The 22002-nt window shown below is 59.4% G+C and carries 20 protein-coding genes and 1 pseudogene; 13 read left to right on the forward strand and 8 right to left on the reverse strand.

Annotated elements, in window-relative coordinates; all coding sequences use genetic code 11:
- Positions 1-353 precede the first annotated feature (353 nt).
- On the reverse strand, positions 354-935 hold the full coding sequence (locus ACVINW_RS00520) for a sensor histidine kinase (protein ID WP_456756261.1): 582 nt from the start codon (positions 933-935) through the stop codon (positions 354-356).
- A 24-nt stretch (positions 936-959) separates the two neighbouring features.
- Positions 960-2171: pseudogene (locus ACVINW_RS00525) on the reverse strand (PAS domain-containing protein); the annotation flags it as partial.
- Positions 2172-3058: 887 nt separating this feature from the next.
- Between ACVINW_RS00525 and ACVINW_RS00530 the strand changes: the two are divergent.
- Both ACVINW_RS00530 and ACVINW_RS00535 read left to right on the forward strand, forming a co-directional pair.
- Positions 3059-4327, forward strand: a complete 1269-nt coding sequence (locus ACVINW_RS00530) for a M20 family metallopeptidase (protein WP_456749504.1) — start codon at positions 3059-3061, stop codon at positions 4325-4327.
- A gap of 157 nt (positions 4328-4484) precedes the next feature.
- Positions 4485-5027, forward strand: a complete 543-nt coding sequence (locus ACVINW_RS00535) for a trimeric intracellular cation channel family protein (RefSeq protein WP_456749505.1) — start codon at positions 4485-4487, stop codon at positions 5025-5027.
- Positions 5028-5644: 617 nt separating this feature from the next.
- Here ACVINW_RS00535 and ACVINW_RS00540 read toward each other — a convergent pair.
- Positions 5645-6286, reverse strand: a complete 642-nt coding sequence (locus ACVINW_RS00540) for a hypothetical protein (protein WP_456749506.1) — start codon at positions 6284-6286, stop codon at positions 5645-5647.
- A 706-nt stretch (positions 6287-6992) separates the two neighbouring features.
- Here ACVINW_RS00540 and ACVINW_RS00545 point away from each other — a divergent pair.
- The 4 genes from ACVINW_RS00545 to ACVINW_RS00560 all read left to right on the forward strand — a co-directional run bounded on the left by ACVINW_RS00545 (position 6993) and on the right by ACVINW_RS00560 (position 10238).
- Positions 6993-7262, forward strand: coding sequence for a hypothetical protein (locus ACVINW_RS00545; protein ID WP_456749507.1), 270 nt, complete (start codon positions 6993-6995; stop codon positions 7260-7262).
- A 473-nt stretch (positions 7263-7735) separates the two neighbouring features.
- Positions 7736-7951 carry a hypothetical protein gene (locus ACVINW_RS00550; protein WP_456749508.1) on the forward strand — a complete coding sequence of 72 codons (216 nt, stop codon included), beginning with the start codon at positions 7736-7738 and terminating at the stop codon, positions 7949-7951.
- Positions 7952-8467: 516 nt separating this feature from the next.
- Positions 8468-8671 (forward strand): DUF3606 domain-containing protein, encoded by a 204-nt coding sequence (locus ACVINW_RS00555; RefSeq protein WP_456749509.1) that lies wholly within the window; start codon positions 8468-8470, stop codon positions 8669-8671.
- Between the two features lie 388 nt (positions 8672-9059).
- Positions 9060-10238 carry a DUF2252 family protein gene (locus ACVINW_RS00560; RefSeq protein ID WP_456749510.1) on the forward strand — a complete coding sequence of 393 codons (1179 nt, stop codon included), beginning with the start codon at positions 9060-9062 and terminating at the stop codon, positions 10236-10238.
- 464 nt (positions 10239-10702) lie between these two features.
- On the opposite strand, the gene ACVINW_RS00565 is transcribed toward ACVINW_RS00560, so the two are convergent.
- Positions 10703-10882 carry a hypothetical protein gene (locus ACVINW_RS00565; protein ID WP_456749511.1) on the reverse strand — a complete coding sequence of 60 codons (180 nt, stop codon included), beginning with the start codon at positions 10880-10882 and terminating at the stop codon, positions 10703-10705.
- 679 nt (positions 10883-11561) lie between these two features.
- Between ACVINW_RS00565 and ACVINW_RS00570 the strand changes: the two genes are divergently transcribed.
- Entirely contained in the window at positions 11562-11759 is a 198-nt protein-coding gene (locus tag ACVINW_RS00570; protein WP_212018050.1) for a hypothetical protein, read from the forward strand.
- 484 nt (positions 11760-12243) lie between these two features.
- Positions 12244-12432, forward strand: a complete 189-nt coding sequence (locus tag ACVINW_RS00575) for a hypothetical protein (protein ID WP_456749512.1) — start codon at positions 12244-12246, stop codon at positions 12430-12432.
- Between the two features lie 20 nt (positions 12433-12452).
- Here ACVINW_RS00575 and ACVINW_RS00580 read toward each other — a convergent pair whose 3' ends face one another.
- Positions 12453-12932, reverse strand: coding sequence for a Crp/Fnr family transcriptional regulator (locus ACVINW_RS00580; RefSeq protein WP_456749513.1), 480 nt, complete (start codon positions 12930-12932; stop codon positions 12453-12455).
- A gap of 726 nt (positions 12933-13658) precedes the next feature.
- On the opposite strand from ACVINW_RS00580, the gene ACVINW_RS00585 reads away from it, so the two are divergent.
- Positions 13659-13871, forward strand: coding sequence for a hypothetical protein (locus ACVINW_RS00585; protein ID WP_456749514.1), 213 nt, complete (start codon positions 13659-13661; stop codon positions 13869-13871).
- Between the two features lie 25 nt (positions 13872-13896).
- Here the strand turns inward: ACVINW_RS00585 and ACVINW_RS00590 are convergent, their stop codons facing one another.
- Positions 13897-14127: a Blp family class II bacteriocin gene (locus ACVINW_RS00590; RefSeq protein WP_212018041.1), complete on the reverse strand. Its 231-nt coding sequence runs from the start codon at positions 14125-14127 to the stop codon at positions 13897-13899.
- 380 nt (positions 14128-14507) lie between these two features.
- Entirely contained in the window at positions 14508-15035 is a 528-nt protein-coding gene (locus ACVINW_RS00595) for a hypothetical protein (RefSeq protein WP_456749515.1), read from the reverse strand.
- Between the two features lie 106 nt (positions 15036-15141).
- On the opposite strand from ACVINW_RS00595, the gene ACVINW_RS00600 reads away from it, so the two are divergent.
- The 4 genes from ACVINW_RS00600 to ACVINW_RS00615 are packed head-to-tail and all read left to right on the forward strand — an operon-like array spanning position 15142 to position 21532.
- On the forward strand, positions 15142-16452 hold the full coding sequence (locus tag ACVINW_RS00600) for an NHLP bacteriocin system secretion protein (protein ID WP_456749516.1): 1311 nt from the start codon (positions 15142-15144) through the stop codon (positions 16450-16452).
- A complete protein-coding gene (locus tag ACVINW_RS00605; RefSeq protein ID WP_456749517.1) occupies positions 16445-18646 on the forward strand; it encodes an NHLP family bacteriocin export ABC transporter peptidase/permease/ATPase subunit in 2202 nt (733 codons plus the stop codon). The genes ACVINW_RS00600 and ACVINW_RS00605 overlap by 8 nt, the downstream gene beginning before the upstream one ends.
- Positions 18643-20286 (forward strand): hypothetical protein, encoded by a 1644-nt coding sequence (locus tag ACVINW_RS00610; RefSeq protein ID WP_456749518.1) that lies wholly within the window; start codon positions 18643-18645, stop codon positions 20284-20286. Before ACVINW_RS00605 ends, ACVINW_RS00610 begins: the two co-directional genes overlap by 4 nt.
- Positions 20273-21532 carry an ATP-binding cassette domain-containing protein gene (locus ACVINW_RS00615; protein ID WP_456749519.1) on the forward strand — a complete coding sequence of 420 codons (1260 nt, stop codon included), beginning with the start codon at positions 20273-20275 and terminating at the stop codon, positions 21530-21532. The genes ACVINW_RS00610 and ACVINW_RS00615 overlap by 14 nt, the downstream gene beginning before the upstream one ends.
- 211 nt (positions 21533-21743) lie before the next feature.
- Here ACVINW_RS00615 and ACVINW_RS00620 read toward each other — a convergent pair whose 3' ends face one another.
- Positions 21744-21917, reverse strand: a complete 174-nt coding sequence (locus ACVINW_RS00620; protein ID WP_157863303.1) for a hypothetical protein — start codon at positions 21915-21917, stop codon at positions 21744-21746.
- Between the last annotated feature and the right edge of the window lie 85 nt (positions 21918-22002).

A 22002-nucleotide genomic window follows, 5' to 3' on the forward strand; every position in this document is an offset into this window, starting at 1 on the left:
CAATGATCTAACCAAGGCGCGAACGACGTCGTCAACTTCGCGTATATCACCGAATTCGTTCGCCGAAGTCCAGGCAGCTGAGTTCGATAAGCCAACTCCACGATCATCGCCGATGCCGCTGGCAGCGCCGTCTAGGTTATTGGGATCGCACCAGGACAGCACGCGAGCATATTCGCGTTCCGGCAGTGTAAGAAACAAAGATGGGGTTCGCGAATGAGATGTTATGGAAGAAGTCGGCCGTTGGCCGAGGAAGGGGCCTTGGCACGGCAACAAGCGCAAGGCCGCGGTTGGACAAGACAAGCGTCCCCCGACTTAGCCAAATGCTGTCGGGCCTTCGACCCTGCCGAGGCGCCCTAGCGGGCAACTATGCCTTCGAGTGGGAGCGCGATTTGGCAAAGCAGCCCCGCCGGCTCAAATCTAACGCTCACATCTCCGCCAAGGTCATGGGCCAGCGTGCGCTCAAGTAACGTAGAGCCAAAGCCGCGGCGCGTCGGCAAAGAGACCGGCGGTCCGTGACGTTCACGCCAGATCATGCGGAGCTCGGACCGCGCACCATCGTCCCTGTGCCAGTCAAGTTGCACGCGCCCCTCATTCCTGGAGAGAGCTCCATATTTCATCGCATTCGTGCAAAGCTCGTGCAATGCCATCGCAATCGAGACGGCTTGTTTTGGCGTGAGCAGAATCGCTGGCCCAGTGAGCGATATCCGATCTGCATTTACTCCTCTAACATCGAGCGTCACATCGGCCAGATCCTTGAGCGAAGCGCTCTCCCAGTTTGTTCTTGTCAGCAGATCGTGAGCATGGCCAAGCGCAATCAGGCGCCCCTCAAACGCGTGCCTAGCTCCGACCGGATCGGCATTGTTCCTGAATGTCTGACGCGCGACGGCCTGAACGATTGAGAGCGTGTTCTTAACGCGGTGATTGAGTTCGTCCACCAGCAGTTCGCGGGCTCTCTCGGCTTCATCGCGTGCTGTAACGTCGACATTCGCTCCAATCAGGCCAACAAATTCGCCTGAAGCCGAAAGCCGCGGATGAGCGCTGGTATCCAGCACACGGTAACGGCCATCTGCAGCGAGGTAACGGGCTTTCAGCTCGAAGCCACTCCGTTCCTTCAGAGCGGATGAGACCCTGCTCAACACGCTAGCACGGTCCTCAGGATGCAATGTATTGCTCCAATCAAACCGTTAGACTTCTTGCTCCGAAACGCCCCAGAATTCGCGCAGCATCCGATTGAGATGGACGCATCTCCCATCCGAATCGCTCATCCAGATCATCACGGGCGCGCCTTCAACCATGAGTCGGAAGCGCTCCTCAGACGTACGAAGCTCGATCTCAGCTTGCTTGGCCACTGTAATGTCATGCGCCACACCGATGAAGCCCACGTGCTGTCCGCGTTCATCGAAGCGGGCCTGAGACACAGCCTTGATCCATCTCCAATCTCTATCCGCACGCAGGATTCGCGTCTCGATTGCGAATAGGTTGTCGGGCGAGTCAGAATTCAGCGGCACAAGGCTTCGCAGCTGCTCTGCCTCCAGGATGCTCGCAGCATCGTCCGGGTGCACCCGGGCGCGCCAATCAAATTTCAGAGCCTCCTCATAGTCCAGTTCAAAGAATTCCGCATATGCCTGGTTTACGAAGGAGCGTGTGCCGTCAAGCTTGGTGACCCACATTGGGATCGGCGCGCTGTTCGCAATGGTTCGAAAACGCTCCTCGCTTTCACGCAGAGCTTGTTCGGCGAATTTGCCATCCGTCACGTCGAAATGGGCGCCGATCAAGCGAATCGGCCTACCGTTGGTATCACGGTCGATCTGAGCCGCGACCCGAACCCAGCGCGTCTGACCATCGCTCGGCCGAATGATGCGATACTCAGCCGAGTAGTCGAGAGTGGCCCCGGCTAAGGCATCGAGAAACTGTCTTTCTGCGCGCATTCGATCATCCGGATGGATGCGTGCCACCCAATCCTCATGAGTTTCGTTGGCCGCCGTTGGCGGCAGACCATGAATCTTCAAATACTCGGGTGACCTGCGATTACGGAAGCCGTCCCTCAAGTCGACCTCAACTCCGCCAACGCCAGCGATCCGATGGATCAGCGCTAGCTCCGCGTCGCGCGCTTGCAATCGATTGATTAACTGATGTACGTCCGACCCAGCTTGTTGTGTCAAAGCACTCAATTATGAATCTCTTGTAAGGTGATTTCAAAACTTGGCTTAACGCTCATCTATATCGCGAAGTTCCCTAGAATCCAGTCCACGGCGCAGGCAAACCATTCTTCCGCCCCGAGCGAGGTCGGAGGTACGTTAAGCTTCGACGATAGTCATCGTTCTAAACGATGATTTTGTTTGCGACTGCTGACCCTATCCGCAGTCCGCGGCACCCAGTTCATCTTGCAATGTGGGAGACGTACCGAATAACCCTACTAGTAGATTCTAGCCCCCGCGGTAGACAGTCCAACGATCAGGAGTCGTTGAGGTACGAGGGGCTTCTCTGAAACGCGCGTGATCATCTCAATGTTGCTGCTGCCCCTATCTTCTGGATAGGGCCAACTCTCCGGGCTTGGTTACGATCGGCCCACCGAATGGCGCTCGAAAACAAATGCTCGCCAACAAGTTTCGGGCCAGGCCATCGCCTCACGCCGCTGTCATAAGCGCTTCAGATATCGATCAATTTCGCTAGAGCAGCTTGTCCTGCAAATGAGCGCGGGGACAAAATCCTGCTACGATGAAAAAAATCCCTGAATGAGAGTGGGACCGGTCCGCCACCGAGAGTGCCAGAGGATTTGACCACCCCCCTCCCCTCACAATGGCGATACATGCGAATGACGGATCAAGACAGACCAGCTGGGCGTCAGGAAATGTCTGCCGCAAGCCCAACAAGTGACATGCCAACGTCGACTTGAGCCAGATAAGTTCGCAACTGCACCTCCACGACGGCGCGCGGCGATTTTCCACCAGAAACGAATACGTGCCCCGGCCGTCAACTTCGCTTGATGGCAAAGAAACCAGTTGCGGAGGCCCGAAATGGGGACAAACTCGTGCACTTAAACCCGAAAGGTTTAGGCATGGCTCAAGCTCAGTCGCTCGCTTCAGACCCGGCATTGCGCAACCTCCATGCAATGCTTCCCGACCTGGCAGACTTATACAAGGATGTACATTCGCATCCGGAACTGTCGATGCAGGAGACGCGCACGGCGGGTCTGGCGGCCGATCGGCTTCGCGCTGCTGGCTACGAGGTGACGACAGCGATCGGAAAAACCGGCGTCGTCGGCCTGCTTAGGAATGGTGATGGCCCAACGGTCATGCTGCGGGCCGACATGGACGCCCTGCCCGTCCAGGAAGCAACCGGTCTTCCTTATGCCAGCAAAGCCACGACGACGGACAAAGAGGGCAAGACGGTTCCTGTCTCACATATGTGCGGCCACGACATGCACGTCACCTGGCTCGCAGGCGCCGCCAAGCTGATGGCGGAAGCTAAGGCTTCTTGGCGTGGCACGCTTATGGCCGTCTTTCAGCCGGCTGAGGAAACGGGCGAGGGTGCACAGGCCATGATCGACGCCGGTCTGTTCAAGCGCTTTCCGAAACCGGACGTGATCCTGGGCCAGCATGTGATGGTGGGTCCGTCTGGCACAGTGGCCGGTCGTGCCGGCGCGATCACGTCGGCGGCGGATAGCCTGCAGATCCGTCTGTTCGGCCGGGGAGCCCACGGCTCCATGCCCCAAGCCAGCATCGACCCCGTCGTCATGGCCGCGTCGACCGTTCTGAGGCTCCAAACCATCGTCTCGCGCGAAGTAGCCGCCGCCGAGGCCGCCGTGTTGACCGTTGGCGTCCTGCAGGCAGGCACTAAGGAGAACGTCATCCCGGACGAGGCCATCATCAAGCTCAATGTCCGGACCTTCGACGTTGGCGTGCGGGCACGGGTGCTGGCTGCGATCGAGCGGATTGCCAATGCCGAAGCGGCCGCTTCGGGGGCGCCGCGGCCGCCGGAGATCACGACGATCGATCAATACCCTCTGAACGTGAACCATCAAAGAGCTACTGACCGGGTGGTTGATGCATTCCGGGGACATTTCGGCGCCGATCGTGTCCGGGCGACGGGGCCGGCTCCGGCGAGCGAGGACTTCGGATCGTTTGGGTCCCAATGGCACGTGCCTTCGGTTTTATGGTTTGTCGGCGGCACCGATCCACAGATCTACGAGAAAGCCAAGGAAGCGAACAAGCTCAACGAGCTTCCAGTGAACCACAGCCCGAAGTTCGCGCCCGTTCTCCACCCGACGCTACAAACCGGCGTCGAAGCGCTCGTCGTCGCGGCCCGTGCCTGGTTGTCAGCCTAGGCGTTCTGGCCGGTCGAAGCATGTTTGTTCTCTCATGAGGCGAGGAAAGCTAGCGCCGTGGACAAGCTTCCTATCGTGCTTGATCTGACCGGGACTTTTGTCTTCGCGCTTAGCGGCGCACTGGCGGGGACCAAGCGGTCTGGACTTATTTGGCGTCATGGTCTTGTCCTTCGCGGCGGGAAATTCCGGTGGCATCACCCGCGACCTTCTGATTGGCGCAGTGCCTCCCGGAGCCGTCGGCGACTGGCGCTATCTCGGCGTCTCGCTGGTCGCGGGCCTCGTTACCTTTTACTTTTCGCCCCTGATTGTGCGGATGTCGAATTCAGTGCTGGTGTTTGACGCGGCGGGACTGGCGCTATTTGCCGTCGCAGGCGCGTCTAAAGCGCTGTCGTTTGGTCTCAATCCAGTAATGGCGACCGTTCTTGGCATGGTCACCGGAATCGGCGGCGGTATGGTCCGCGATGTGCTGCTCGCCGAGATTCCGACCGTCCTGCGCGCAGATTTTTATGCGGTTGCGGCACTGGCGGCGGCAGCTATCGTTGTCGTCGGCCATGTATTTGAATTTCCGGTCGCTCCAGTGACCGTGGCGGCGTTGATTTCATGCTTCATGCTTCGCGTAATGGCGATTAAGCGCGGTTGGCGGCTTCCGGTTGCGAAACTGGCGCAACGATCGGACCCTGGCATCCAAAAGGATGACTAAACGTTTGCATGACAATGCCAGGAGCCACTTGGTGCGATTGCGTTGCGGAATCTGCGGACCGAGCTGAAATTTGTTGTCGAAGAAGTGCGAGGCGCCCCAGTCCCCGTGGAGGCAGACTTCTAAGACATTCACCCAGGTCGGCTTTTTGTTTTTATTTCCGAACTTTTTGCGTGTGAATCATGGAGACCGGTCGACGAGAAAAAACTCGTAGACTTTTGACCCACCCCCCCTGTTAAGGAGGGCACAACCGCTTCCGCGATAACAGCCTAACGCCTCAGCCTTATGGCCACCGTCGCGTCCGCATCTTTCACCAGCGGCGAAGCTCTCGAATGTTCGGTGGTGAAGGTTTGTTGCGGAGGACATAGGCGAGCAATCCCAGCGCTCTCGCGCCGAGATGCTTCCCATGTCCTCAGCGATCATGCTCGGCGGAGCCAGGCCCGTCGCTATCGGACCCCGTGCATGCGATGGTGCCACACAGGTCGCGTCTACTTGCGGCGATCTCACCGGCAGCCGCCCTCACGCTCGAGGCCGGGCTTGCTTTGGCTGCATCCCACGGTAGGCGATCAATATGCGCCGCCGCCGTTAACCGACCAGCGCATACGAACTCAAAGAACGAATTAAGCGCGCGGCGAAGGTAACAGGCCGGCGACCCTAGCTCTCATGCTGGCGCGGTGCTCGTCGCTAAACTCGACGATCGGCTCTGCCGCAAGAAGCCGGTGTAGCGTTCGGGTTTGTTTGTACAGGGGGAAGGTCACGTTGATAGCAATCTTCTTCAGCACGAAGGGAACGGGCCACCATGCGCAATCGTACGGTTCGCCATGTTCATCGTTACCGCAGAGGCCGCTGCTCCAGCTATCGACTGCAATTTCGACCGCCCATGACGGCACGTCCCTAAGGGCCAGAAGATAATGCTTCCCGGCTATTTCGGCCTCTACAGCCGTGAGCCGTGCATTGCGAAATTGCCCCATGAGCAGCACTGTGATCTTGGCCAGCGTAGCCCGCTCCGAATCTTCATGCCGAGCCGGCGTCTGCTGAAGGAGGGCGTTCACGTCGGAGACATAACGCTCAATCACCTCTCTCTGATCTCGGGTCAAGACCAAGTTGACGGGGAGCGTCGGCAGGGTCCTGTATTTCCCGTCCACCAACGATCGTTGACACTCGTCTTTCATCGATCGCACGCGCAAGTCGACCCATTCCGGCCAAGACGGCATCTGGTCCAGTTTGCGAACGTTGGGAAGCGAGATAGGAAGGACGGGCATAGATGCGCTCCGCGGCTGCAATGATCCAATTTCGCCAAGTGGCACTCCAGTCGCACTTCGTAGCGCCGGCGCCGACTTTGGCTATCCAGTAGTTCGTGAATTTTTCGGCTTCAGCCAGCGCACGCTCGTGGCTGAGACCACGGTCTAAGGCGAATTGCATTTCATGTGGCGTCGGCCGCCACCCGGCTGGCAGGCGGCAGCCACGTCCTTGATCCTGCCTCCGAATGGGAAGCGTTCCCGTCTTGGCCCGCTCAAGAGCCGCAACAAATGGCACTGCGCCATCAATCGAGCCTCCGCGTTCGAAGTAGCGCAAAGACGTCACTGAGAACGATGTCCGCGACGCCCTAGCTGGATTTGACGAGCTATGGAATGAGCTGTTCCCGGCAGAGCAGGCTCGCATCGTTGAGCTGCTCGTTGAGCGCGCCGATCTCGGAGCGGACAGGCTGGACATCACGCTTAGGGTTGACGGCCTCACTTCACTAACAGCCCAACTCACTACAAATTCAAACTTGCCACAGGCCGCCGAGTGACCCGCCCAGCTCCCATTACCATCGGCCCACCCGGGCGCCCCAAATTGAGCCGTGATGGACGCTCGATTGTTGTGAGTATCCCAATTGCATTACGCCGTCAGGGAGGTCGAAAGCGCGTGGTCACCCCGGCCGACTCATCGCCCTGGTCCCCTGCTCCCACGGGCATCGACAACACCATGATCAAGGCGCTCGTTCGCGCTCATAGATGGCGGGGCATGCTTGAGTCGAACCTATTTACTTCAGTCCGCGAATTGGCAAAGGCCGAGAAGATCAACGAATCCTACCTCTGCCAGGTACTCCGCCTGACGCTGCTCTCGCCAACGCTCACGGAAGCAATTCTCAACGGCCAACAACCCGTCGGGCTTGATCTGGCAAAATTGCTCAAGTCGCTTCCAGTCGAGTGGGACCGGCAAGAAGCTCTCTTGCAGCAGATGGCCCGCACGTGACTAGCTGAACGCAAGCCATTCCATGCCGCACGGCGATTTACAGCGATTGCAGTGCGCCGGCTGCCCGAAAGTACTCGTCAATTGCCAGTCTTGAGCCTCATTGCTCCACTGGATCGTTGCGTGACAAACAATGTCATCTGAGCCACAACGATCGCACACCGGTGTGTATCTTTGAGCCGGATCCGCGCGCTGGCCGGGCGTTTCGGCGAGCAGATGGAAAGGATTGATCAGCAGTGTCCGCCGCATGTGGCCGGTCCCGCCCTGTGAGCCTGTGACTAATTTACATTCGTTAGCTTTCTTCGAAAGCCCGAACCTCGTTGTGCGACGCAATTGTGCACCGTTCACGACGATCGCTCTCTGACCGACGTACCGTCACAGCTTAGGAAGATGAGCGCGATCCTTTCGGCGGATCTGCCGCCGGCCCGGTGTATTTCGTAAAAGGAACTATCGAGCTCGAGGCTTGTTTTGCTTTTATGAGCGAGCCGCTGCCAGTCCTCGTGGAGAAGTCGATTCAGATCGCCTGGGACTTCCTCGAGCGCTCCGGCGAAATCACAGACGCAGCCGACGCGGGCCGCTTCCTTCTCAGAAATATCGACGACATGGCGCGGGCTGGTGAGCATCGGCCGCTGATGCTTGCGAACAACGCCATTGACGCTTACCGGCGCTACAAGCGTCTGCTCGCGGCATGATCAACCCCAATTGTCCGATCTGCGGCGGTCTGGGCTGGGTCTGCGAAAACCATCCACTCCTAGCCTGGACGAAAGACCCGAGGGGTTGCCAGTGTGGCGCAGGCATGAGATGCGCGTGCAACAGCTCCGATGACATTGATCAGGGCGTGGCGGAGCCAGATGTGAGCGGGGTTCTCTCGGAGACCCCACCCAGGAAGAACTAGCGTGCTTCTTGCGACGGTGAGGCCTGGTTGATCGGCCGGAGTCAGGTGCCCTCGCGCTGCGCTTTACTCGCGATCAGGCCCTTGGGTTTCTCCAGCTGTGACGCCTTTGCGAGCGATCGAAGCTGGCTGACCTTCCAAATCGGACCGAGGCTGACGCGAACGGCGTTTGGACTTGAGATTTGCCTTTTACCCGCGCTTTTGCCGATAGGTCCGGTCGCTTCCATACTGCTTTTGCAGTGCCCGCACCTGCTCAAGGAAGCGGCGGCAGGTTTCCTACTTAGGAACGGAGCGCCCGAGCCCGGGTTATTCGGAAATGGACGGCCTTACAAAGAAAGATCAGTTTGAGCGTTCAAAGATCAACGTGCATGCGCCTGATCAAATGAAATGCTGGGCTCATGCGCTCGCTGTCTCAAAGGAAGAGCTTCGTAAGGCGGTCGATAAAGTCGGGAATTCTGCTGCGGCCGTCCGCAAGGAGCTGGAGGCGAGCTATGACGAGAGAGCAAGAAGTCAGCGCTGAATGTGCACGCGAAGCACGAAGACAGGCCGCTCTCCTTCCGCCTGGTCCGATCAGAGATGCACTGCTGGAGAAGGCTCACCAGTACGAATTGGCCTCAAAGACTGACTTGCATCACGATGCCGAAGAACCGACCCTGGGATCCCGCTGAAGACGGCGCTTTGCAAAAGCTCATCTCTGAAGGCCGTTATGCCGCCGAGGTTGCCGTTGAGATGAACCGAAGCGAAGCCGCGGTGCGGCTCCGAGCTAAGGTTCTTGGGCTAAGGTTTGCACCGCGCCGCGGGGCCGTAGGCCGAGATAACGCGTGCGGTATCTTTAAACCAGCGGAACTTTAAGGCGCTCATGAAGTTCCATCTGCCGGAACCCGATTTCGGACTGTGCGGGAGGTCTGGTGAGCAACTTGGATTCAACGCGGCAAGGCATTCTGAAAACACAACAAACGCTGAAGATGGCACGCTCCGCGCACGCTTATGTTCGCGGAAGCACAGTCAAGTTCTACGAGTGGCTAGACGCTCAACGACGAGGCACTTTGCCGGAGGGGCCGCCGGTCTGGATCTGCGGCGATTGCCACGCAGGCAATTTGGGGCCTCTGGCGGACGCCGATGGCAAGATACGAGTACAGATCCGTGATCTTGACCAGACCGTAATCGGCAATCCGTCTCACGACCTGATCCGCCTGGCATTGTCGCTCACGACAGCCTCGCGGGGCTCCAACCTACCCGGCGTCACCGCGGCTAAGATGATGGAAGCAATGATCGCAGGCTATCAGGAGGCGCTTCGTTCAGAAGACGATTTGCGCGACATGCCGAAAACAATCCGCCTGGTGGTGCGGCAGTCAGCACGGCGCACCTGGAAGCATCTCGCTGAAGAGCGGATCCGAAATACAAAACCCACGATCCCGCTAAGCAAAAAGTTTCTTGCGATATCGGACTTGGAACGCCGTCGAATCAAGAAGTTGTTTGCAACCAACCCCCTTCAGCATCTGATCACAACGCTCAAATCGCGCAAGGATGATTGCCGACTCAAAGTCGCCGATGCTGCTTACTGGGTAAAGGGCTGCAGCTCGCTTGGGCTTTTGCGCTACGCCGTTTTGGTCAAAGTCGGATCAGGCCGGTCGGCCGAATACGCGTTGATGGATATCAAGGAAGCAGTGACGGCATCGGCTCCGCGGTACAAGAAGACTCGCATGCCCAAGTCGAATAGCGACCGCGTCGTCGAGGGAGCTAAAAATCTTTCGCCAAACCTGGGAGAACGGATGGTGGCCGGCAGTATCGGCAACCGCTCGGTATTCATTCGGGAGCTGCTGCCGCAAGATTTGAAATTCGATTTCGATTCTATGGCTCAAGACGAAGCTGAGGATGTTGCTAAGTATCTAGCGACGGTCGTGGGCAAGGCACATGGGCGCCAGATGGACGGTGCAGAGCGAAAGCGATGGCTTCGAACGCTCGCCGGATCCAAGAGCAAGTCGCTGGACGCGCCAAGTTGGCTCTGGAGCAGCGTCGTTTCCTTGGTTGCGTCTCACGAAGCAGCTTATCTTGAACACTGTCGTCGATTTGCTTTGGCGGCCTAGAGGCGAGTGCTCACACCGTCGTGGGGCGGATTTGGCCCCTGAGTGAAGGCCGCATTCACAATTTGAATCGATACGACCGCGTTCGCCCATCGAATGTTATGGAATACGCCGACTGATAAGCTTTGCGACCAAACCTTATCGGTCACATCTTGGCTCCCCACTAACATTGGTCGAGTCCGCTGAACCGTCCAGTGGCATGCTGTGCCAACAAAAAGGATCCCTGTTGGGTTTATGGTGCGCTCGGAGGGCGTTCGCATTTGCCTCGATTTCAGTCGCTTATCCCAGCCAAAGGTTCCGATCAGCTTCAAGGGCATTTCCGCTCCGTTGCCGACCCGCGGCCTTGCGTCTCAAGGCGGATCGACCCCGTGGCGCGAAATGCGCCGCTGGGAGCATGACTCCCAACGGCGTTTTCCGAGAGCAGCAAGCACCGAGGCCGCATAACTCACGGATGCAGCGTCACTGGCTTAGCCGGGCGGAAGGTAACCGCCCGGCTTTAGGTCCTTCACCATCGCAAGGTTTTTGTCGATAGCCGCAAGCAGCTTGTCGAACGCATTTCCAGGAACACTGACCGGGCTCGACGGCTTACCTCCCGAAACTGCTCCCAGCTCGTCGGCTGACAGTTCACGCATGCTCGTCATCTCCATCTGCTTTCCTCCTGTTGCCGGCGGCTGCATCGCCACCTGGTGCAGGATGAATACGAGCTCCGAGCGACGGGCGCTGTGACGCGCGTCACACACCTAAATTCGACGCGGTCCGCTGGCGCTCAATTTGAGCGGCACGGCTAATGAACGATGATCGAGCCTTGCTTGCCACAACTCAAGCAGGTGTGCGGCGGCTCGAGATCAGACAGACGCATCCCGTCAGGCCATCTCGCCGCGTCCAGATCGACGTTGTGAGGGCACTGATAGGTTTTTGCAGAAAACAGCGATGTGGGTTGCGCGCGTTGTATCGGCGAAGACGGTGATTTCAACGCCAGTCGCCGCCCTCTCCTGCGCGGGGTTACCGAGACATTTTGACCGCTGACTGATCGTTGTCCGGTAACCGGAGGCTGAAGCACTGCCCCACCAGACTAGCATCAGAAACGACCTCGCCGAGGTGTAGCTAACACGACCAGACGCAAACTGACGGCGTCAAAAGGAAGGAGCTGTCCGATCGGTCCGATCAAAGCTCCCTTTGGTGCACCAGACCTCGCCTTCTTGTGCCACTTCTAAGCTAGCCTGCGGCAACGAAGAACGGTGACCTTAGTCACGGTGACAAAGGATCTCAGCTGCCATGCTCGCAACTCGATGAACGCGGTGTTCATCACAGCAAGGAAGAACGAATATGATCGACGAGTTGAATGACGCCGAGCTCGATCTCGCGAGCGGCAGCCTGCAGGACGGCTACCAGTTCTGCCCGAACGGACCAGCTGGAACCGGTGTCTATCCATCATATGTAAACTGCGATGGGCTGACAAATCGGCAAGTTTACGGCGCCTTCTTCGACGGCTTCAACAAGACATCGGGCCAGCCGCCTGTTTGAATCATGCGCGCGCCTTTGCTGGCGCCTTGGCGTGCGCCGTCGAGAATCGGCCTAATGACCTCGCAGTCGCCGGTGAGCGTCCTAGCATTTTTGTCGTCGCCAGCAACCTCGGATCGGTGAACCGCGAGCGGTAGCCCGGACGGAATAGAGAATCCCGCTGGCCAAAACCAGCGGGCTTCCCCACTACCATGGCCTCGGCAAGACGCGTCCGCTGCGTCGCGAGATCCACCATTTTGACACCCCGTTTCGCTACCGGAGGGCGGTCCCGCTCGAAACGTCGGGCTTCGATAGTCCGCAAAGAACCGCCACTCGTACGAAATCCGTCGCCACTAAATCCGGTCGGCGAGCCTACCAAATCCTCTGGTAGTCAGGACAGCTTCGTAAGGTCGGGGGCCTGCGTTCGACAAAGGCCACGAAGGCCTCGCGCGCTTCAGGTTTCGTCAACCGCTCGTGGAAGAGCCGCCCTTCCTCGACCGCCCGATCCATGATTCCGTTCCTGGTCGCGCATCAAACCCTTGGTCACGCTGAGCGCGCGGCCGGCCGCCAGTACGACCGCGGCATTCATCGCCCGCTTTCACAGTTCGGCTTGCGGCACCACCGCAATTGCCAGTCCGCTGGCGACGGCAGCGGCAAAATCAAAGCAACGATGTCACTCTTGGGTCCGATTTTTTGAATGGCTCTCAGGACTGTGAGCTATTGCTCTGCCTGATGCGCCAGTAGCTCGGCAATCCGATCATCAGCGCGACGAAGCCTCCGACAAAGTTCGCGGCTGATATTCTGCATCACGAGGACATAGGCGTGGATGTCTGCCTTGCAATACATATAAAGGTTTCGAGCCGTTAGCTCATACAGGACAGTCGCGCTTTGCGCTGCAACGGAAGCCGAACGATTCTGCATTTCGATGAGCGTCATCTCGCCAAAAAAATCACCAGGCCCAAGACTTGCCATCCGGATTGAGCGTCCCAAATGCCCAAGCCTCCGCACGACGAGCTCGCCGGAGTGAACGATAAACATTGAACGCCCCGGCTCTCCTTCCGCTACGATCGTGGCGCCGATGTCGAAGCCGCGGTCGACGAGCATTGAAATCAACAGATCGAGGCTTGTATCTGACAGCCCTCCGAAGAAAGGCGTGGCGAGCAGGAAAGCTTTCAATTCGGGAGAGCTGACAGCCATCGCGCTACTATACTGCCACTCGCGGCGGCAGCAAGCCCGGCGGTCCCAGTGAGTACAGCGTCCGCTCGTTCACATGAACCGGCGCCCCTCGTCTAGCCGGCGTGATCACGCCGAGGAGCTTCGTTGCGCCGGTTCATGCCCGACTTCAGAGCCGGCATCGTACAAGTGCCGGCTCTGACGCGCACCTGCCGGTTGATCACGCCGGAAACGGTCCGAACGGACCACCCGTGGGGAAGGTAGGTCCGGTGCTCGTCGGAAGCCATGGACCACGCCCGATCGTCGGAGAAACATAAATGACCCCACCATGACCGTCGGAAACCGGGATTCCGAAGCAACCGCCGGTCACGGATTCAAATTCCTCGTCCGACAGCGGACGGACCGTCTGACGCTCATTCTGGTATGCACTCATCAAAGTCTCCATCTGTCTAACGTGAACGGATGATCGCTGTCATCCGGGTGCAGCTTGCCGCGGCAACGCGCAGTGCGCTGTGATCTTGATCACGCAGCTCATACAGGCGATGCAGACTCACGCTTTTCACGGGATCGTCGTTGTTCTTGCCGATTGAGGCACAGCATAACGTCGCAGATCGACATGTCGCAGTGCCACTAAAAGTAATGCGAGGTTCTCGTTTCCGAGACCTCGCATCCCTTGATCCTTTTCGGTAGCCCAGGGCAAAAACCGGGTCGGAGCTAGCTCCGAATGGGTCCTCCCGGCGAGGTGGGAATGTGAAGTTGGCTCAAAAGCCAATTTATGAAATCGGAAACAGCCGAACCGCCGGCTCCGCCATTACTGCGGCTTCCACCGCAGGCGGAATCGAGTTCGTCAGCCGTCAACTCGCGAATTTTCTGCATGGTACTCTCCTCTCATCTGTTGGGCTTGTGCCGCTTGAGATCATGCTTGCCGCTAAAGCGAAACCCAAGATGCGGACTCCGCGCTGAGTCTCGCTTTGGTCGGAGGGCATGCTCAAAACAGCTGGCTGATGCAGTACCCGATCCCGCCGAGGAGACCGCCGCCAATGGCACCGGGTACGGCGCCGATGCCGCCAACTGCTGCGCCACCCATGCCGCCCGTCACTCCTCCCCCCAACAGCGACTTGGCGAAATCTCCCCAGCTCCATTTGCCGCCGGCCACCGCGTCGAGTTCGTCGATGGAAAGCTCGCGAGTCGCTGCATCGTCGTGGATGCTACGTGTCATCTCAGTCCTCCTTGCTGTGTTCATGGTGCGGGACCAACCCGCAACCAAAGTGCAACATGTCTCAGCTGCTCGGAGGTCTCCGTGAGGATTGTCACTGAGCTGCACATGCCGCGATCAAGCTGGCGGATCCGAGCCGCGTGGATTCCAAGGGCGAGGGCGAATGTCGCCATTCGTCGAAACCCAGCCCGTCATCGCGCACAATCGCACTCAGTGATGCAAATCACGCTCTATCTAATTGGCAGGTCTATTGTGCCGCGCGGAGTTCAGGAAAGAACGATCCGCCCCGAAGACATGGCAGAGAACACGAAGGAGCGTGCGCAATGTGGGACCAGGGACCCGCCGGCAGATCCCGCATTTGGCGTCGGCAAACGCGTGACGCGTTACAGGCGATCGCGGATAGAGTTCAGGATGCCAGTCGTTGTATCGATGACCCTCAACGCCTCCTGTGCCTTGCCGAACCCCACCGGATTTTTGTTGCATTGCTCGGACAACTGAACCAGCCGCTTTCTCTCGCCAGTCAGAATGACATTGGTCTTATCGACCGCAAACTTGACGACACCTCGCAACGGACTGTCGTCACCGACGTCAGTCAAATCCTTCTCCATCGTGATCAGATACTCGTAACTGGCGAGTTCGTCGGAGATCTGCAGAAGCTCGCGGATCGTGGAGTTGACACAGACGATGTCCCCGTTCGGCACGTCCGAGCGCTTGACGGTCTCGACGAGATCACTCATCAGATTCGCAAACAACGGCTTCAAGCTTTCCGCCTGCTTGCGATCGCTCTCGGAAAGGACCCCGGCCCGTGACACAGGGGACCATAGCAGACCCAGCGCTACACTCGTCACGAGCACGGCCTGATGCGCGTGCACTGCAAACAACCGCGTTGCCCTGCCGCTCAGAGTGCGCATTCGAACCTCGGCACCGATTTCACGCCGGCCGTTGTTGTGACCCCGTCTGATCTATGCGAAAATGCCGGCATATTCATTCAATCAATTCAGTCCTTTGCGTGCGGATATGTCCACCTCGGAAACGCTCGGACGACCTGAGAATAGGAGTGCGACCTCCGAGCCGCAACGGGCATTTCGGGCGACCGCACTCGACCGCGCGGCCTCTCCCGAGCAGCTTGATCAGCTCGTCGTCATCACCAGGCCTGCGGACTGGATTATCACGGTCGTTTTCCTCGTTGCGGTGGTGGCCGCGGTCGTGTGGGGCATTTTCGGGCGCGTGCCCACCCGCGTCTCCGGCGAGGGAATCCTGATCAGCAATGGTGGCAAGGTGGTTGACGCGGTCTCGGCCGCTGCCGGCCGGCTACAGTCCGTTGCCGTCACGGTCGGCGACCACGTCGACCTTGGTCAGCCGATCGCTCAGATCGTTCAGACTGACGTTGAGCAGAAGCACAAGGCGGCGGTCGAAGTATTCCGGGAGCGCCAGCGCGAAGATACCGACCTCAAGTCGAAGGTCGCAGCCGAGCTCACCGCCAAGAGCCAGAATTTCGAGAAACTCGAAGCCGCGCTCGAGCAAGTCATCAAGGCGACCGGCCAGCGCGTCGATTATCTGTCGGTCGACGTCAAGAACCTCGAAGGGCTGCTCGCGAAGGGCTACGCGACGCGACGCAGTCTGGAGGACCGGCGGCAGGAACTGAGCGATGCGCAGCAACGCCGCCTCGACGCGCAGAATGAGATTCTCAAGCTCAGGGCGCAGAAGACGGACCTGGAGACACAGCGCGAACGCGACATTCAGCAATCCGAATTCACCCTGAGCGAAGCGCGCCGGCAGGTGAATGCAGCCGCGGAGCAGTTGAGCCAGAATACGCAGGTCCTCAGTCCGATGGAAGGCCGTGTCCTCGAAGTGAAGATCTCTCCCGGCTCGGTGCTCACGGTCGGGATGCCGGTGGTCCAGATCGAAAGCGAGGGCCGCAAGCTGCAGGCCGTCGTCTATATCCCAGCTGAACATGGCAAGCAGATCAAGCCGGGGATGGTGGTCCATCTCGAGCCGAGCACCGTCAAGCGCGAAGAGTTCGGCATGATGCTGGGTACGGTGTTGAGCGTCTCTGACTTCCCGATGACGCCTCAAGGCATCAGCGCAGCATTGCACAATGAAAGCCTGGTATCCCGCTTCTCTCACAATAGCGCGCCATACGCCGCTGAGGTAACTCTTCAGGAAGATGAGTCCACCGCGACAGGTTATCGCTGGGCTGTGGGCAAGGGACCCTCCACTCATTTGACGAGCGGGACGCTGGCGCGCGCCGAAATCACAACTCGGCAACAGCGGCCGCTCGATCTGGTGATCCCCTTGATCAGGCACCTCACGGGAATAGATGGATAAGCGCTCTCCTGCGTCAGCAAACGCGCGGCACGGTCGCCTGTCAGGACTGCTGCGCAAGAAGGTGAAGCGGACCCCCGTCGTCCTGCAGATGGAGGCGGTCGAATGCGGCCCTGCGGCGCTCGCAATCATTCTCGCCTATCACGGCGCCTGGATTCCTCTGGAGCAGCTCCGCATTGCATGCGGCGTATCGCGCGACGGCAGCAAGGCCAGCAATATTGTCAGGGCGGCGCGGCGCTATGGCCTCGTTGCAAGAGGATACAGTGTCGAGCCATCCGCGCTGGTCCAGCTCCCGACGCCCTGTATCATCCACTGGAACTTCAATCATTTTGTGGTGCTGGAGGGTATCAAGGGCAGGCACGCCTATATCAATGATCCTGCGAGCGGCCGCAGACGCATCAGCATGGCCGAGCTCGATCTTGCCTTCACCGGGGTGGTGTTGGTCTTCGAGCGCGGCGACGAGTTTAAAACGGTCGGCAGCAAGCCCAATGGGATGGGGCTGCTGCTGCGAGAGTTGCGCCACTCAAGGGCAGCGGTTGTCCTGCTGGTGATCGTAAGTATCGTGCTTGTCATTCCCAACATCCTTGCCGCGGGCTTTTCCAAGATTTTTGTCGACAACGTCCTGATTCAGCACAGCGGTAGCTGGCTCATACCACTCCTGATCGGAATGGCGTTGACGGCAGCTTGTCGCGGGGTGATGGTCGCGGTTCGTCAGTCGGTGCTGTTACGGCTGCAGGCCAAGCTCTCTATTGTCATGACCAGCCGCTTCCTCTGGCGTGTGATGGCGCTGCCGTTGGAATTCTTTACCCAGCGTCATGCCGGGGACGTCGCAAGCCGCGTCGCGTCAAACGAGCAAATCGCGCGTCTCTTGTCCGGCGGCATTGCGATGAACGCACTCAGCCTGACGTCGGTGTTTCTGTTTGCCGGCGCGATGGCGGTCTATGACGTCAGCCTGACGGTGCTGTGCATCGCGATCGCTTTCCTGAATCTTCTTCTGCTTCGCCTGATCGGGGCTCGACGGCAGGAGCTCAGCTACCGGCTCGCGGTTGAACGGGGCAAGCTCCTGGGTGCCACGGTAGGCCTGGTGCGCACCATCGAAACCATCAAGGCAAGCGGCCTGGAGGATGATGCGTTTGGCAAATGGGCGGGCCTCCAGGCCAACAATCTGAACGCCGAACAGAAGCTCGGTGCATCAGCCGTCATCCTCGACATGATGCCGACGCTGCTCTCCGGGTTGATGATCGCAGCGATCCTGGGGCTCGGTGGTTTGAGAGTGATCGAAGGCTCGCTGACCCTTGGCAGCCTGGTCGCATTCCAATCCCTGGCCGCGAACTTCTCAGAACCATTCGAGAACCTCGTCAATTATTTCGGCGGCCTGCAGACGATAAAGGGAGCGCTCGAACGGCTCGAGGATATTCGCAACTACCCACTCCGGCGCAAGCCGCTCGGCAACATCGTCGATAACATTCCACCAAAGCTTGCTGGCAGGGTCGAGCTTCGCAACATCAGCTTCGGCTATTCGGTTCTGGAACCGCCGCTGCTGGCCGACCTGTCGCTGGCGATCTCCGCGGGATCGCGCGTGGCACTTGTCGGCGTCTCCGGTAGCGGAAAATCGACGCTCGGCAAATTGATCTGCGGACTGTATGAGCCGTGGGCGGGAGAAGTTCTCTTCGATCAATGGAAGCTGACGGACATTCCACCCCAGGAATTCGCAAATTCCGTCTCCTATGTAGATCAGGACATTTTTCTGTTCGAGGGGACCGCGCGCGACAATCTGACCCTTTGGGATTTGACGGTGGATGAGCGCGACTTGATCGCCGCCGCGCGGGATGCACTGATCCATCACGACCTGGCAACGCGTCCCGGAAACTACGACTGCCACATCAATGAGGGCGGAGGCAACTTCAGCGGAGGGCAACGCCAACGTATCGAAATCGCCCGCGCGCTGGTTTGCAATCCGTCGATCCTCGTCCTGGACGAAGCAATGGCGGCCCTCGATCCGATCACTGAAAAAGTCATCGATGACAACCTGCGGCGCCGCGGTTGCACCTGTATCATTATCGCGCACCGCCTGAGCACAGTGCGCGATTGCGACGAAATCATCGTGCTGGAGCATGGCCGGATCGTGGAGCGCGGCACCCACGAACAGCTTGTCGCGCTCCAGGGCGCCTACGCGAGGCTCGTGACAAGCGAATGAGTAACCCCGTTACCAAAGATGAGCTTGTGAACGTGAGGCCAATTGCCGTCTCCGCCGCTCGCCGCACGGCGATCGACCCGCGGCATCCCGTTCTCCTCAACGAACGCGATCACGCGCTGGAGGTGAGTGCCGGTCATATAGATATCTTCGCGGTGGAGACGGATGGCGTCCGACATCATCTGCTGAGGTGCGAAATTGGTGAAGTGATACTGGACCTGCACACGGCTTGTGAACGGTCAGCGATGCGGCTGCAGATCGTCGCAGTCGGGAGCCCTGACGCGGAAATCACCACAGTCCCGCGAAACGAGATCGCCAGGGATCGCATCTCCGGCTGGATCGCCCGACTGTCCTCGATCGCGGCCGGCTCGGCCCGATCGGACGACGCTTCCGAACTGATCGGTGGCGAAACGAGAGAACTGCGTCCGGGCGAACGTTGCCGCGGCCCGAAGCGAAGCATCGTGTGGGCCCGCATCGATGCAGGAAGCGCGAAGATACTGGGTCTCGACCCCGAGCTCGAGGCCGGAGGTCCCTTCATTCCGCTCACAGCGGAGACCTCGCTGGAAGCCGGCGAGAGCGGCGCCAGGATCATAGCAGAGCCGACCGCACCTGAACTACCCCTGGTCTGGCCGGCCCTCGACCGCTTCCATGTCGTGATTGTCGCCAGTCTAGAGCGGAGGCTTCGAGATGAAAGGTCGTCCGAGCGTCACCAATTGGCCCGGCGAGCCGAACTGACCCGTGCGCGGACGCTGGATGCGCTCGAGCGCCTGTCCGAAGTTGTCACGGCCCCAACCGGTCGTGCGCAGGTCGAGCTGGATTCCGGCGACCCCCTGCTCGACAGTTGCCGCCTCGTCGCCGACGCATCGGGAAGCTCCATCGCTCATGCAAGCCGAACGCATCCCGCAGGCCAGAGTATCAGCGACATTCTGCAAATCGCGCGGGCATCGCGGTTACGAATTCGTCGCGTCCAGTTGCGCGATCGCTGGTGGAGGTCCGATGCCGGCCCCCTGCTGGGGTGGCATGGGCCCGAACGCGACCCGGTCGCCCTGATCCGTGACCGGCGCGGCGGGTACACCATGATCGATCCGAAACAAGGATGGCGGCGACCGGTCAATGGCTCGGCCGCAAACGCTCTCGCACCGGAAGCGATCAGCTTCTACAAAGTCCTGCCCGCGCACCCGCTTCGCTATGGTGATCTGCTGTCATTCGCAAGCGGGGGCCTCTCCGCCAGCATGGTTCGCATGGTCCTCGCGATCATCGCCATCGGGCTGCTGTCGCTGATACCGCCGCTGGTAACAAATCTGCTGGTCAATTCCGTGATCCCACGCACGGAGATCGACCAGCTCGTCGTTTGCGCGGCGGCGCTCTCTGTCACCGCGATCGCGATGGCGGGACTGCAAGGCATGCAGGGACTGGTCACCCTCCGGCTCGAAGGTCTGCTCGACTACAGGCTCCAGGCCGCCCTCATCGATCGCCTGCTCAGGTTACCGGCGTCGCTGTTTCGCGACTACACGACCGGAGATTTGGTCGACCGTTCGATGGGCATTGAAGCGACGCGCCAGATCGTGACCGGACGAACCTTTGCGAGGCTTTACATCGGCCCTGTTCGGCATTTTCAGTATTGGGCTCATGCTCTACTATGACCTCCGCCTCGGCAGCATCGCGCTCCTGCTGATTGCGCTCCGGGCGGCCGCAATCGTCGCAACCAGCGCCGTGCGAATCTACTACGAAAGCAAGCACTTCAATCTGCAAGGCAAGGTCAGCGGCTTTGTGCTGCAACTGATTGCCGGCGTCAGCAAGCTTCGCGTGGCGAACGCCGCAAGCCGCGCACTGGCGCGATGGTCGGGACAATTCGCTGTTCAGAAGCGCTACTTCATCGCCTCGCAGCGAGTGGCTAACGTTCTGGTTGTCTTCGAGACGGCCTTTCCTCTTCTGGCCACATTGATCATTTTTGCGATCGCCTGGCGCACCAACAGTCAGCTCCTGGCCAATCTCGGCGCCTTTCTAGGTTTCCTCACCACCTTCGGCCAGACCACGGCAGCGATCGGTAACTTTGCCTCGAGCATGAGCGAATCGCTAGTGGTCATCCCCCATCTCGCCAGGATGAAGCCGATTCTCTCCGCTGCCGCCGAAATCGCGGAAGATCGACGGCCGGCGGGCGAGCTGTCGGGCGAGATCGAGTTCTCCGGCGTCACCTTCCGTTATATCGAGGGCGGACCCACGGTTCTTGATGACATCACCTTGCGCGTTCCGAGGGGGGAGTATGTGGCGATTGTCGGTCCTTCAGGGAGCGGAAAATCATCGCTGTTACGATTGCTGCTGGACTTCGAGCGACCGGAAGCCGGGACGATCTTCTATGATGGCAAAGCGCTGAACACGATCGCGATCAATGATGTGCGACGCCAGCTTGGGGTTGTGCTGCAAGACACGAAGCTGGCGACAGGCAGTCTGTACGAAAATATTTGCGGCGGCGTCGACCTGACGCTGGACAAGGCTTGGGAGGCAGCGCGGCTGGCGGCGCTCGACGCCGATATTCGGCAGATGCCGATGGGTATGCACACGCTCGTTGCCGAAGGCATCAATACGCTCTCGGGTGGACAGCGCCAGAGGCTGCTCATTGCCCGCGCGCTGGCTCGTTCGCCACGCATCCTGCTTTTTGACGAGGCAACAAGCGCACTCGACAATCAGACGCAAGCGATCGTCGGCGCGTCGCTGGAGCGGCTCAACGTCACGCGGATTGTCATTGCACATCGCCTGAGCACCATCCGCCACGCGGATCGAATCGTGATGCTGGTCGGTGGCAAGATCGTGCAGTCGGGAAGCTACGACGAGCTGACGAGCGGAGCTGGCCTATTCGCGGAGTTCGCGCGGAGACAGCTTGTCGCCTAGCGGCCGGCCGATCCATCTGAACCCGGCTTGCGAGCCTACTGTCGCCTATCCGAAGACATTGGCTGGCATTTATTGCGGACCGCGAACCAGGAGGAATACGGGAAAGCGTGATGCACAGCAGCTTACTGCGCAATCGGTGCGCAGCAAGCTTTACCTCAGCATGCCGCCTTGTCCATCGGCGATTGCGTGACAACGCGGATTCCAGCGAGGATCAGAAGGGCCAAATTGATTTGACGATGCCTTCCACCGCACCGATGACCTGCTTGATTCCGCGAACGAGGCCGTGACCACCGTTACCCGTACCGGTACCGTTGCCATCCCCATCCGCACCGCCGACAACGCGATCGAGGGCTTCCATCGACATTTCATGGTCGAACTTGTTCATAGCCATTTTCCTGTTTTCGGGAGGGGCCATCCCCTCAAGCCGTGATCACTCGATACAAGGTCACCAGGCTAGTCGCTGTGATCCG

This window comes from Bradyrhizobium sp. USDA 4461 (assembly GCF_054055655.1).